The organism is Sphingobium fuliginis (assembly GCF_004152845.1).
Lineage (GTDB): Bacteria > Pseudomonadota > Alphaproteobacteria > Sphingomonadales > Sphingomonadaceae > Sphingobium > Sphingobium fuliginis.
Window position 1 is genome coordinate 625,430 of record NZ_SEON01000002.1, and the last position, 13,059, is coordinate 638,488.

At 66.0% G+C, this 13,059-nt stretch carries 14 protein-coding genes; 10 read left to right on the forward strand and 4 right to left on the reverse strand.

The window, feature by feature from the left end:
• Position 1 precedes the first annotated feature (1 nt).
• Genes EWH10_RS07760 through EWH10_RS07775 form a run of 4 tightly spaced genes read left to right on the forward strand, consistent with a single transcriptional unit; the run spans position 2 to position 3,165 of the window.
• Positions 2–739, forward strand: coding sequence for a pyridoxine 5'-phosphate synthase (locus tag EWH10_RS07760; protein WP_065847065.1), 738 nt, complete (start codon positions 2–4; stop codon positions 737–739).
• Positions 736–1,137, forward strand: a complete 402-nt coding sequence (gene acpS / locus EWH10_RS07765; protein WP_044661404.1) for a holo-ACP synthase — start codon at positions 736–738, stop codon at positions 1,135–1,137. Before EWH10_RS07760 ends, acpS begins: the two co-directional genes overlap by 4 nt.
• 31 nt (positions 1,138–1,168) lie before the next feature.
• Positions 1,169–2,059 (forward strand): signal peptidase I, encoded by an 891-nt coding sequence (gene lepB / locus EWH10_RS07770; RefSeq protein WP_065847067.1) that lies wholly within the window; start codon positions 1,169–1,171, stop codon positions 2,057–2,059.
• Between the two features lie 23 nt (positions 2,060–2,082).
• On the forward strand, positions 2,083–3,165 hold the full coding sequence (locus tag EWH10_RS07775; protein ID WP_170825637.1) for an AI-2E family transporter: 1,083 nt from the start codon (positions 2,083–2,085) through the stop codon (positions 3,163–3,165).
• A 160-nt stretch (positions 3,166–3,325) separates the two neighbouring features.
• Here EWH10_RS07775 and EWH10_RS07780 read toward each other — a convergent pair whose 3' ends face one another.
• Positions 3,326–3,889, reverse strand: a complete 564-nt coding sequence (locus EWH10_RS07780; protein ID WP_044661401.1) for an FKBP-type peptidyl-prolyl cis-trans isomerase — start codon at positions 3,887–3,889, stop codon at positions 3,326–3,328.
• Positions 3,890–3,977: 88 nt separating this feature from the next.
• Positions 3,978–4,184: a 30S ribosomal protein S21 gene (gene rpsU / locus EWH10_RS07785; protein ID WP_004208618.1), complete on the reverse strand. Its 207-nt coding sequence runs from the start codon at positions 4,182–4,184 to the stop codon at positions 3,978–3,980.
• Between the two features lie 223 nt (positions 4,185–4,407).
• Here rpsU and EWH10_RS07790 point away from each other — a divergent pair, with 223 nt between their 5' ends.
• The 6 genes from EWH10_RS07790 to EWH10_RS07815 all read left to right on the forward strand — a co-directional run bounded on the left by EWH10_RS07790 (position 4,408) and on the right by EWH10_RS07815 (position 11,078).
• A complete protein-coding gene (locus tag EWH10_RS07790; protein ID WP_065847072.1) occupies positions 4,408–5,178 on the forward strand; it encodes a class II aldolase/adducin family protein in 771 nt (256 codons plus the stop codon).
• Between the two features lie 286 nt (positions 5,179–5,464).
• Positions 5,465–7,333: a CHASE3 domain-containing protein gene (locus EWH10_RS07795; protein WP_065847085.1), complete on the forward strand. Its 1,869-nt coding sequence runs from the start codon at positions 5,465–5,467 to the stop codon at positions 7,331–7,333.
• 50 nt (positions 7,334–7,383) lie between these two features.
• Positions 7,384–8,631 (forward strand): putative DNA modification/repair radical SAM protein, encoded by a 1,248-nt coding sequence (locus EWH10_RS07800; protein ID WP_065847074.1) that lies wholly within the window; start codon positions 7,384–7,386, stop codon positions 8,629–8,631.
• Positions 8,632–8,706: 75 nt separating this feature from the next.
• A complete protein-coding gene (locus tag EWH10_RS07805; RefSeq protein ID WP_025549867.1) occupies positions 8,707–9,057 on the forward strand; it encodes a hypothetical protein in 351 nt (116 codons plus the stop codon).
• Positions 9,058–9,110: 53 nt separating this feature from the next.
• The gene (locus EWH10_RS07810) at positions 9,111–9,581 is read left to right on the forward strand and encodes a hemerythrin domain-containing protein (protein WP_025549866.1); all 471 of its coding nucleotides are present in this window, start codon (positions 9,111–9,113) and stop codon (positions 9,579–9,581) included.
• 99 nt (positions 9,582–9,680) lie between these two features.
• A complete protein-coding gene (locus tag EWH10_RS07815; RefSeq protein ID WP_065847076.1) occupies positions 9,681–11,078 on the forward strand; it encodes a UdgX family uracil-DNA binding protein in 1,398 nt (465 codons plus the stop codon).
• 82 nt (positions 11,079–11,160) lie between these two features.
• On the opposite strand, the gene EWH10_RS07820 is transcribed toward EWH10_RS07815, so the two are convergent.
• Complete coding sequence (locus tag EWH10_RS07820) at positions 11,161–11,559, reverse strand: DUF1489 family protein (protein ID WP_065847077.1); 399 nt, start codon at positions 11,557–11,559, stop codon at positions 11,161–11,163.
• Positions 11,560–11,587: 28 nt separating this feature from the next.
• Positions 11,588–13,015 (reverse strand): magnesium transporter, encoded by a 1,428-nt coding sequence (mgtE, locus tag EWH10_RS07825; RefSeq protein WP_065847079.1) that lies wholly within the window; start codon positions 13,013–13,015, stop codon positions 11,588–11,590.
• Between the last annotated feature and the right edge of the window lie 44 nt (positions 13,016–13,059).

Below are 13,059 nucleotides of genomic sequence, written 5' to 3' on the forward strand. Positions count from 1 at the left end.
CATGTCCCGAACCCCCGCTCATCTGCGCCTGGGCGTCAACATCGATCATGTGGCGACCATCCGCAACGCGCGCGGGGGAACGCATCCCGATCCCGTCAAGGCCGCGCTGCTGGCGGCCAAGGCGGGCGCCGACGGCATCACCGCCCATCTGCGCGAGGACCGGCGGCATATTCGCGACGAGGACATCGCCACGCTGATGGCGGCGCTCACCGTGCCGCTGAACCTGGAAATGGCGGCGACGCAGGAAATGCTGGGCATCGCGCTCCGGCATCGGCCGCATGCCGCCTGCATCGTGCCGGAAAAGCGGGAGGAGCGCACCACCGAAGGCGGGCTGGACGCAGCCGGGCAGATCGACGCTCTCGGCCCGATCGTCGATGCGCTGAGCAAGGCCGGCGTGCGCGTCAGCCTGTTCATCGAGCCCGATGCCGCGCAGATCGAGGCGGCCATGCGCCTGGGCGCGCCGGTGGTCGAGCTGCACACTGGCCGCTACGCGCATCTGGAGGGTTCCGAGCGGGCGGAGGAACTGCGCAGGCTGGCCGATGCGGCGGCGCTGGCGGCGAAGAACGGCATCGAACCCCATGCCGGCCATGGCCTGACCTTCGACAATGTCGGGCCGGTCGCGGCGATCCCCCAGGTCGCCGAACTCAACATCGGCCATTTCCTGATCGGGGAAGCGATCTTCGGCGGGCTGGAGAGCAGCATCCGCGAAATGCGCCGGCAGATGGATCTGGCCCGTTGATCGTCGGCCTCGGCTCCGACCTCTGCAATATCGAGCGGATTCAGAATTCGCTCGACCGCTTCGGCGAGCGGTTCGAGAATCGCGTGTTCACCGATGTGGAGCGGGCCAAGGCCAACCGCCGCCCCTTCACCAGGGCGGGCACGCTCGCCAAGCGCTTCGCCGCCAAGGAGGCTTTTTCGAAAGCGGTCGGCACCGGCTTCAACCGCGGCGTGTTCATGAAGGACATCGGCGTCGTCAACGGCCCCAGCGGCGCGCCGACGCTGCACCTGACCGGCGGGGCGCTCGCCCGGCTGGAATCGCTGGTTCCGGCGGGGCACCGGCCGGTCGTTCACCTGACGCTCACCGACGATCATCCATGGGCGCAGGCCTTTGTGATTATCGAAGCCCTGCCGTTATAAGCGTCGCACCTCTCCAGCCGGAAATCCTCCCATGACGGCAGCCGACATGACCGAAAACGAATCCGCCCCGTCCGAACAGCCCAGCCCGGCTTCCGAACCGGAAAAGGCATCCCTCGACTGGTGGCACGAGGCGAAGAGCATCGCCCTGCTGATCCTGGCGGTGCTGGCCTTCCACAGCTTCGTCGCCAAACCCTTCTACATTCCCAGCGAATCGATGATGCCGGTGCTGTTGAAGGGCGACCGGCTGGTGGTCAGCAAATATCCCTATGGCTGGTCCTATGTCTCCCCCAGCTTCCACCCGCTGCCCTTCCTGAAAGGCCGGATTTTCGGGCGCCTGCCGGAGCGGGGCGACATCGTCATCGTCTCTCCGCAGAACAAGCGGGAGGATTATATCAAGCGGGTCATCGGCCTGCCCGGCGACATATTGGAGGTGCGCGGGGGCCAGGTCGTGCTGAACGGCGTGCCCGTGCCGCAAAGGGCGCTGAAGCCCATCCGCATTCCCGTGGACGGCAACGCGCCCTGCCCGCCCATGCAATTTCCCGGCGCGCTGGTGACGGACGCCAATGGCAAGAGCTGGTGCGAACTGCCGGTGCGGCAGGAGGTGCTGCCCAATGGCAGGAGCTACGTCACCATCGACATGGGGCCCAGCACGCTCGACTGGTACGGGCCAGTGCGGATTCCGGCGAATCACGTTTTCCTGATGGGCGACAATCGCGACAACAGCGCCGACAGCCGCGCACCGCTGGAGGAGAACGGACTGGGCGGGCCGGTGCCATGGGAAGCCATTGGCGGGCGGGCGGAATTCATCACCTTCTCGCTCGACGGCGATGCATCCTGGAACCCGCTGAGCTGGCTCCATGCCTTCCGCGGTGGCCGCGCGGGGAACAGCCTGCGCCCGGCGAGCGTTACCCCGCCGAAATAAGCATTTCACGATAGGGGCTTGGGTTGAGCGGGACGAAAATCCACATAGAGGAACCCGGCCCCAGCGAGTTGCGCAGCCCGCTGGTCCAGCATGAGATAAAGCGGGCCGGCGTGTGGTTCGCCATCGGCATCGCCATCGCCCTGCTCGTCCTGCTGGCGCAGCCCATCATGCTGATCATGGGCGCGCTGGTGCTGACGACGATGATGGACGGCGGTACGCGGCTGCTGGGCCGGGTGCTGCCCATCGGGCGCGGCTGGCGGCTGGCCATCGTGCTGATCGCCGCCCTCGCCTTCCTGGTCTATACCTTCTACCTGACCGGTTCGAGCCTGGCGGCGCAGGCCCAGGCGATGCGGGTCATCGTGGAGACGCAGGTCAACCGCATCAGCCAGTGGCTCCAGCAACTGGGCGTCACCACCACGCCGGAGGATTTCAAGAGCCTGGCGCAGCAGGCGATGAGTTCGCTCGGCCGGGTGACGGCGGCGGTCGGCACCATGGTCGGCGCAATCACCAGCGGCGTGATGATGCTGGTGCTCGCCATCTTCATCGCGATCGAGCCCAAGCTCTACGAGCGCGGCGTCGCCTGGATGCTGCCGATGGACAAGCGCGGCCGCTTCTACGCCATTGCCGACAGGATGGGCTGGACCTTGCGGCGGCTGATGTTCGGCCGGCTGATCGGCATGGCGGTGGAAGGGGTGGGCACCTGGCTGCTGCTCTGGGCGGGCGGCGTGCCGATGGCGGGGCTGCTGGGCATATTGACCGGGCTGTTCGCCTTCCTGCCCAATATCGGGTCGATCATATCGGGCGTGCTGATCGTGCTGGTCGGCTTTTCCGCCGGCGTGGATGCGGGGCTCTACGCTTTCGGGGTCTATCTGGTGGTGCAGATCGTCGACGGCTACCTGATCGTGCCCATGGTGGCCAAACGCGCCACCGACCTGGCGCCCGCGCTCGTCCTTGCGGCGCAAATCCTCTTCGGCGCGCTGTTCGGGATCATGGGACTGTTCCTCGCCGACCCCATCGTCGCGATGATCAAGGTCTATCTGGAGGAGCGGTCGAAAGCGCTGGAGGCGGAGAATGACAGGAACGCGGCGGTTCCGGTCGCAGGATAGATGGTCCCCGCGCCTTACCCCTGCATTAGCGGATCATGGCACGGCCTGAACCGGGCTCCCGTCTCCGCAGCAGCGGGTTGCAGATGGACAAGGCAAATCCGCCAGGAAAAAGGGCCGGGAAAATCCCGGCCCCTTTTTCGCTTTTCGACTGTTGCCGACCTTATTGGCCCGGCACGCCCTGCGGCATTCCGCCCTGCTGCTGCATCATCTGCTGCATGCGCATGATGTCCGCCTTGGACTTGAAGTCATGCAACTGGACGTCGAACACCAGCACGGAATTGGCCGGGATCGGCCCCGCCGCCTGCTCGCCATAGCCAAGCTGCGGCGGAATCCACAGGCGATACTTGCCGCCCTTCTTCATCTTCTGCAGACCTTCGGAGAAGCCGGGAACCACGCCGTCCACCGGCATGGCGGTCTGCGGATTCTCGTCGAACACCGTACCGTCGAGCAGCGTGCCCTTATAGCCTACCAGCGCCACGTCGGCGGGCGTCGGGCTGGGACCGGCGCCTTCCTCCAGCACCTTGAACTGTAGGCCCGATTCGGTCGTCACCACGCCCTCTTCGCCGCCATTATGCGCCAGGAAGCTGGCGGGCGAAGGCTTCACGCCCTGCTGCCCGGCCCAGGCCAGGCCACCGGCCGCCAGCGCCACCACGGCGACACCCACCCAGAGCCGCGTCAGCGACCCCTTGGCGATAGGATGAAGGGGAACGGCCGTGGTCGACATGGCTTAAGCCTCGCAAATTGGTGCGGGTGATGTTTTCTGTCAGCAGGGGGACGGGACGATCGGTCGACCGTCCCGACAAAGGCGGTCCTTAACGGACGCCGTCGCGCTCGGCGCGCTTGCGCTCCAGCTTGCGGGCGCGGCGAACGGCGGCAGCCTTTTCGCGCGCGCGCTTTTCGGACGGCTTCTCATAGTGACGGCGCAGCTTCATCTCGCGATACACGCCCTCGCGCTGCAGCTTCTTCTTGAGCGCGCGCAGGGCCTGGTCGACATTGTTGTCGCGAACGATGATTTGCATAAGCCAGTCAAACTCCAGTCGAAAACGGACGGATCGCCAGGAAACATAACCCTTCCCGACGGGCCGCCCGAATGAAATAGCGGTGAGTCGCCGCAGGTCACCCTGCGCCGTGTGGGGCGCGCCCTACCAGCAGAGTCGCGCAAATTCAACCCAAAAGCCGTTTTTCTCGACAGGGGCGCGGGACAGGCAGATAGTCGCCCCATAAACAAGGAGGAGGATCGCCATGGCAACTGCCGCCAGGACCACGGGCCAGCGCCCCGAGATGTCGGCCACGGAATGGGCCGCGCGCCAGCAACTCGCCGCCTGTTACCGCATTTTCGACCATCTCGGCTGGTCGGAGCTGATCTACAACCACATCACCCTGCGCGTGCCGGAGGAGGAGAACGCCTTCCTCATCAACCCCTTCGGCCTGCTCTATGGAGAGGTGACGGCGTCGAACCTCGTCAAGATCGACATGGACGGCCATGTGCTGGACGGCAGCCCCTATCCGGTGAACCGCGCCGGCTTCACCCAGCACAGCGTCTTCCACCGCCACCTGCCCGACGCGCATTGCATCATCCACACCCACACCACCGCCGGCATGGCCGTCAGCGCCACGCGGGAGGGGCTGACGCCGACCAATTTCTACGCCGCGGCCTTCATCGGCCGAATCGCCTATCATGACTTCGAAGGCGTCACGATCCGGGCGGAGGAAGGGGAACGGCTGATCGCCCATCTGGGCGAGCGGCGGATCATGATGCTGCGCAACCATGGCACGCTGGTCATGGCGCAATCTCTGCCGGAAGCCTTCCTGATCCAGTGGATGCTCCAGCGCGCCTGCGAAATCCAGGTCGCGACCGGCGCCGCCGGAACGCCGGTCGACATCCCGCCGGAGGTCATCGCCGTGCACCAGCGCGACCTCAGCGGCGTGCAATTGCCGCTCGGCCCGGGCGTGCCCGATTTCGAAGCGATGGTGCGCAAGATCGACCGGATCGATTCGAGCTGGCGGGACTAGAGCCAATCGACATTCAGATGATGACGAGCCGAAAATGGCGGTTTTCCGTGACCCGGAGCGCAGCCTACTCAAGGTAGGTGAGCACCGGAAGCACGGAAAAGCGTCATTTGCAGGCCGTCAGGGCTGAATGTCGATTCGCTCTAGACGGTTTCGACCACGGCTTCTTCCTTCGGGAGGGGCGGGCCCGCCAAGGGTGGCAAAGCCAGGCAGGCCTGCCAGACCTCACCTGATTACAACAGCCTATCGCCGCTTGCTCCCCGCGCCATATTTTCGCATGTTCCACCCCATGCCCGCGATCCGCCCCGAACGGTCGATCTTCCTGCTGCTGTTGGCCTTGCTGATCGTCGGGTTGGCGTTCGGCAGCACCTATTGGCTCTATGCGGTGCAGCAGCGGGTCAACATCTGGGTTCAGCACACATTGCGCGTCGAGAACCAGCTTTCCGCGCTGCTGCTCCACGCGCAGGAGGCCGAAAGCGCGCAGCGCGGCTTCATGCTGACGCGCAAGGATTCCTTCCTCGGCCCCTATGAGGTCTTCCGCGGCCAGTGGCGGCAGGAACTGGCCGCCCTGCGCATGGAGGTGCGCGACAATCCCCCGCAGGCCCGATCGGTGGAGGAGCTGGAGGAGTTGCTCGACGACCGCCTGTTCCTGATGCGCACGGGCATAGAAAGGCGGCGGCGGGGCGAGGTCGTGCCGGCGGGCGACTTCGATGCGGGCATGGTGACGATGGCCCGCATCCGCGCGCTGGTCGCGACGATGCGGGCGCGGGAAGCGCAGCTGCTGAAGGGCCGGACCGCCAATGACAACCGCCTCAGCACCATGGTTTCGGCCGGGCTTGCGGTGTCCGCCGTGCTGATCACCCTGTTGGGCGCGGTGGCGCTGCGCACCGCCTATCGCCGCGTGGCCGAGGCAACCGAAAGCCAGCAGGCGCTGGCCGACATCAACCGGCGCCTGATGAGCGAGGCGCGGGACCGTGAAACGGCCGAGGGGCAATTGCGCCAGATGCAGAAGATGGAATCGATCGGCCAACTGACCGGCGGCATCGCCCATGACTTCAACAATATGCTCGCCATCGTCATCGGCTCGCTGGACATCGTCCGGCGGCGGCTGGCGCCGGACGCCGACACCCGGGTCGTCAGGGGCATCGACAATGCGACCGAAGGGGCTCAGCGCGCCGCCCAGCTTACCGCCCGGCTGCTCGCCTTTTCCCGCCAGCAGCCGCTCGACCCGCAGCCGACCGACGTCAACAAGCTGGTCGGCGGCATGTCGGAACTGCTGCGCCGCACCATCGGGGAGAGCATCCGGGTGGAAACCGTGCTGGCAGGCGGGCTGTGGCGGGCCAGCATCGACGCCAGCCAGCTCGAATCGGCCATCATCAACCTCTGCGTCAATTCGCGCGACGCCATGCCCATGGGCGGCCGGCTGACGATCGAGACGGCCAATGCCCATCTCGACGACGCCTATGCCGCGGTCCATGGCGATGTCGCGGCCGGCCAATATGTGATGGTATCCGTCACCGACAGCGGCACCGGCATGCCGCCCGAGGTGGTGGAGCGCGCCTTCGACCCCTTCTTCACGACCAAGGGCGTGGGCAAGGGCACCGGCCTCGGCCTCAGCCAGGTCTTCGGCTTCATCAAGCAGTCGCGCGGCCATGTGAAAATCTATTCCGAACCGGGCGAGGGCACGGTCATCAAGATCTACCTGCCGCGCCATTACGGGCCTGAACCGGCCGCCGGCACCCTGATGGCGGCGCCTGCCGAACTGCCCCGCGCGCGGGGCGAAGAGATCATCCTGGTGGTGGAGGACGAGGAACGCGTCCGGCACATGTCCGTCGATTCGCTGCGCGAGCTGGGCTACACCATCGTCCAGGCCTCCGACGGCGAACAGGCGCTGGCGATGCTGGCGATCCAGCCACGCATCGACATGCTGTTCACCGACGTCGTCATGCCCGGCATCAACGGGCGCGTGCTGGCCGACCGGGCGCGGGCAAGCCATCCCGGCCTCAAGATCCTCTACACCACGGGCTACACCCGCAACGCCATCGTCCACAACGGCATGCTCGACCCCGGGGTCTCCTTCCTCGCCAAGCCCTTCACCCTCGGACAGCTGGCGGTAAAGGTCCGCCAGGTTCTGGACGCCGATCCCGCGCAAGCCTGACTGATCGAGATTATGGACAGGGGAGATCGGGGAACATATGATGAACAATCATGGCCACCCTCTCCACCCGACAGAAGCTGGAAATCCTCGCCGACGCCGCCAAATATGACGCATCCTGCGCGTCGTCCGGCACGGCGAAGCGCGATAGCGCGTCGGGGCGGAAGGGCGGCATCGGCTCGACCGAGGGGATGGGCATCTGCCATGCCTATGCACCCGATGGTCGCTGCATTTCGCTGCTCAAGATCCTGCTGACCAACAGCTGCATCTTCGACTGCCATTATTGTATCAACCGCCGGTCCAGCGACGTGCGGCGCGCCCGCTTCACCGTGCGGGAAGTGGTCGACCTGACGCTCAGCTTCTACCGCCGCAACTATATTGAGGGGCTGTTCCTTTCCTCCGGCATCATCCGTTCGTCCGATTACACGATGGAACAGATGGTGGCGGTGACCCGGAGCTTGCGGGAAGAGCATGATTTCCGCGGCTATATCCACCTCAAGACCATTCCCGACGCCGATCCGGAACTGGCGCATCAGGCGGGCCTTTATGCCGACCGGCTGTCGATCAACGTCGAACTGCCCACCGAGCAGGGCCTGCGCAGTCTGGCGCCGGAGAAGGACAAGGACCGGATCGAAAGCGCCATGGCGGGGATGCGCGACGCCATGGAGGACGGGTCGGACGCCAGCCGCCGCTACACCCATGCGCCGCGCTTCGCCCCGGCCGGCCAGTCCACCCAGATGATCGTCGGCGCGGACCAGGCGGACGACCGCGCCATCATCCGGCGCGCGAGTTCGCTCTACAGCCGGCACAGGCTGCGCCGCGTCTATTACAGCGCCTTCTCGCCCATCCCCTCGCCCAGCAGCGTGCTGCCCTTGAAGCGTCCGCCGCTGATGCGCGAGCATCGGCTCTACCAATCCGACTGGATGATGCGCTTCTACGGCTATTCGGCGCAGGAACTGGAAAGCGCCACCGATCCCGTCACCGGCTGCCTGCCGCTCGACATCGATCCCAAGCTCGCCTGGGCGCTGCGGCATCGGGATTCCTTTCCGGTCGACGTCAACCGCGCCCCGCGCGAAGCGTTGCTGCGGGTGCCGGGGCTGGGCGTGAAGGCCGTGGACCGGATCGTCGCCAGCCGCCGCCATCGCCGGCTCCGGCTGGACGATGTCGCGCGGCTGACGCAGAGCATCGCCAAGCTGCGCCCCTTCCTGGTCGCGGCCGACTGGCGGCCGGTGCATCTGGCCGACCGGCTGACCCTGCCCATGGCGCCGCCGCCCGCGTCGCAATATGAGCTTTTTCCGTGAGTCGCGCGCATTTTGCCGTTGATCGGACGGGCGGTTCATGTTTTCCTTGTCCGACGCAAGGAAAGGGCCCGATTTTTGGCGACGAAGTGGAACGATGGCGCAACCCGCCGCACGGGCCATGCCCAGCGGATGAGCACCCATCTGGCCGCCGCTCTCGTCATCTTCTGCCTGCTTCAGATCTTCATCGTCGCCAGGATGGGCGGATCGTTGCTGCTGCATCTCGGCATCATCGTGGCGATCGGCGGCTTTGCCGTCGCGGCGCGGGGACTGGAACGCCGCTGGGAGTTGCTCGACCGCAGCGGCCTGCCCGCGCACAGCCTCGATCTTCGCTTCCGCCGCGATCTGGTGCAGCTCTGGTCCGCCAGCATCGTCGGCGGACTGCTCTGGATTCCCGTCGCGATCATCTTTCGCGCACTGTTCGGCTGAACCCAAAGCCGCGGTCCATCGTTGTTCCTTCTGCAAGAGAAGGAGCATGCCCCATGGCCGACAGCAGCATTTTCGACCGGTTGAAGCAGGATCATGACGCCCATCGGCAGCTATTCGACAAGATGGCCGATGCGAAGGACGAGCCGGATCGGCTGGAAAAGCTGTTCGAACAGTTCCGGGTGGAGGTAACCGCCCATGCCGCGGCGGAGGAAGAAACGCTCTACGCCACCATGCTGGCGCGGCCCGACCTGCGCGAAGATGCCCAGCACAGCGTGTCGGAGCATAAGGAGATCGACGATTATCTGGAGGAACTGGAAGACCTCCCCTTCAACGGCGATGAATGGAACCGCGTCTTCGCCCAGCTCAAGAAGCGCTACCTCCACCATATCGACGAGGAAGAGGAGGAGATGTTCCCCGACGCGGCGAAGGAACTGACCGCAGAGGAGGAGCAGAAGCTGGCGGCGCTGTTCGCCCGGCGCAAGCCGGCCGAACTGCAACGCGCCGAAGCGGAGACGAATGACTGAAGGCGCTCCTTCCATGTTCCCGCGAAGCCGGGAACCCGGCCCAGATACCGGCCCCGATACCGGCCCGGCGCGCCACGCCCAGGGCAGCCATGCCGAACCATGTATCGCGCAAGGCTGAACGGCCCGGATGATTTCGACGGCTGGCGCGACGCGGCCCGCGCCTTGACGCTGGCGGGCATCGCGCCCGCCGACATCGTCTGGCAGGACGGCGAGGGCGCTGGCGACCTCTTCGCCGCCGACGAACCGCTTCCGGTCGCAAGCGAAGCCGCCTTCTCCGTCCCGCGCGCCTTTGTCGAGCTGGCGGAAACGGCGATCCTGCACCGCGATCCGGAACGTTTCGCCCTGCTCTACGCCTTGCTCTCCCGGTTGCGCGACCGCCCCGCCAGCCTGGAAGATCGCGCCGATCCACTGGTCCGGCGCGTGGAATCGCTGGCCAAGGCCGTGCGGCGCGACATGCACAAGATGCGCGCCTTCGTCCGCTTCCGCGAACTGGCCGATGCGCAGGGGCCGCGCTTCGTCGCCTGGTTCGAACCGGACCATCATATCGTCCGCGCCAATGCCGGATTCTTCGTGCGGCGCTTCGCCTCGATGCGCTGGTCGATCCTGACGCCCGAACTCAGCATCCATTGGGACGGCGATGCGTTGACCGAGGGACCGGGCGCCACGCGCAGGGATGCGCCGGGCGACGATCCCGTCGAGGACATCTGGAAGGGCTATTATGCGGCGATCTTCAATCCGGCGCGGCTCAAGGTCGGCGCGATGCTGTCCGAAATGCCCCGGAAATATTGGCGCAACCTGCCAGAGGCCGCGCTCATTCCCGAACTGGTGGCGGGCGCCCAGACAAGGGAGGCGGCCATGATCGCGACCCCACCCAAACCCGCCGCCCGCCGGGGGAACGCCGCCACGGCCTGGAGCGCGCTGCGCGAGGAGGCGATGGGCTGCACCCGCTGCCCGCTCTACCGCGACACGACGCAGACGGTGTTCGGGGAGGGGCCGGTCGATGCGCCGCTGATGTTCATCGGGGAACAGCCGGGCGATCAGGAGGATCTGGCCGGGCGCCCCTTCGTCGGGCCGGCCGGGCAATTGTTCGACCGCGCGCTGGAAGAGGCCGGGATCGACCGCCGGCGCGCCTACATCACCAACGCCGTCAAGCATTTCAAGCATGAGCGGCGGGGCAAGCGGCGTATACACCAGACGCCCGAAACGCCGGAAATCCAGGCCTGCCGCTGGTGGCTGACGCAGGAGCTGGAGCTGGTCCGCCCCCGGATCATCGTCGCGCTGGGCGCCACGGCGGGGCGCGCGCTGCTGGGGAAGGCGGTGACGATCAGCCGGGTCCGTGGCGCGCCACTGGCGCTGGAGGGCGGCGCGCAGGGCTGGATCACGGTGCATCCCAGCTATTTGCTGCGGGTGCCCGAAGAGACGCGCAAGGCCGAGGAGAGAAAGCGCTTCGTAGAGGAGTTGCGGGAGATTGGAGAACGGGTGAAGGCGCTGGTCTAGAGCATCGTGCGCAAAAGTGGGAACCGGTTTTGCGCGGACCCATTATGTTCCTGCGAAGGCAGGAGCAGGATGATGCAAGACGTTAGAGCAAGCCCAGCTTCGACAACTCCCCCAGCAACCGCGTCGGCATGGCGTCCAGATCGTTCGCCTCGCCCTCGCCCAGATCGGGCGGCGCGTCCTTGCCCTCCAGATAGCGCCAGCCCTGATGCGCCCGCTTGGGCAATGCGCGCACCGGGATCAGCCGGGGCTCCAGCCTGATCCAGTAACGGCCCTGCCCGGTCTCCTGAAAGCCCAGCAGAGGACTGCGCCCGACAAGCTGATGCCCATGAATCCAGAAGAGCGAACCGCCCGTCAGTTCATCGACCCGCTTGGGCAGATAGCGCGTCGTCAGCCGCGCCTCCTGCGCATGGCTTTCCAGCCAGGCGCGAAGCGTCGCGGGACTTTCGCTCCGAAAGGCGATCTTGGTCAGGTGAAGCGGCATGGCACGAAGATGGGCGCTGGCTGGCCGATTACAAACCCCAGACCGTGGCAAGGCCAAGGAAGGAGAAGAAACCCATCACATCGGTCATCGTCGTCACGAACACCGCCGATGAAACGGCCGGGTCGATATTCATCCGGTCGAGCGTCACCGGCACCAATATGCCGGCCAGCCCGGCGACCAGATTGTTGATCAGCATGGCGAGCGCGATGACGATCCCCAGATCGTGATTGCCGTAGATGAAGCCCACCGCGACCCCGATCAATATGCCGAGCGCGGTGCCATTGGCGCTGGCGATGCGGAATTCGCGCACGATCTGCCGGATGGTGTTGGAACTGGTGAGCTGGTTGGTGGCGAGCGCGCGCACGGCCACCGCCATGGTCTGCGTCCCCGCATTGCCGCCCATGCCCGACACGATCGGCATCAGCACGGCGAGCACCACATATTTGGAGATGGTCGACTGGAACAGCCCGACCACCGACGCCGCCAGGATCGCCGTGCCCAGATTGACCACCAGCCATTGCAGGCGCGTGCGCACGGTTTCCAGGATCGGCTGGTTGATGTCGCCCTCACCCGCGCCCGACAGGCGGAGTATGTCCTCGCCCGCCTCCTCGGAGATGATGTGGACGATGTCGTCGACCGTGATCATGCCGACCAGCCGGCCGCTGCCGTCCACCACCGCGGCGGAGATCAGCGCATATTTCTGAAAGCGCAGCGCGACCTCCTCCTGGTCCATGTCGACCGGGATCAGGGTCTGTTCGCGCTTCATCAGGTCCGCCATGGCGACGCTGCGCGGGCAGGTCAGCACCCAGCTCAATTGGCAGGTGCCGATCGGCTTGTGCGCTTCGTCCACGACGAAGATTTCCCAGAAATCGGTGGTCAGGTCGCGATTGTCGCGCAGATAGTCGATCACCTGCCCGACCGTCATATGTTCCGGCACCGCGACCAGGTCGCGCTGCATCAGGCGCCCGGCGGATTCCTCCGGATAGGAAAGCGCGCTTTCGATGGCGGCGCGATCTTCCGGCTCCATCGCGTCGAGGACGGCCTGCTGGTCGGCCTCCTCCATATCCTCGATGATGGCGACGGCGTCGTCGGTGTCGAGTTCGGCGGCGAACTCCGCCACCTGTTCGGGCAGCAGCGCGTCCAGCAGGTCGTCGCGCACATAGTCGTTGAGTTCGGACAGAACCTCCGCGCCGACCAGGTCGCCCAGCGCGGCCGCCACCTCCCCGCGCCGTTCGGACGGGGTGAGTTCCAGAAGGTCGGCAATGTCGGCCGGGTGCAGCGGCGACACCAGTTCGCGCGCCCGTTCCCTGTCATCCGCCTCCACCGCATCCAGAACGGCGTCGACGAATTCGCCCTTCAGCCGGTCATCCTCATCATGGCGGGATTCGACCTGCTCGGCGGCAATATCCTCAAATTCGTCCGGCCGGGGTTCGGCCGTATCGGCTCGCTCGCTCATCGCGTCCCCTACTGTCCGGTTCCTGTAACATTTCGCTGCTTTTG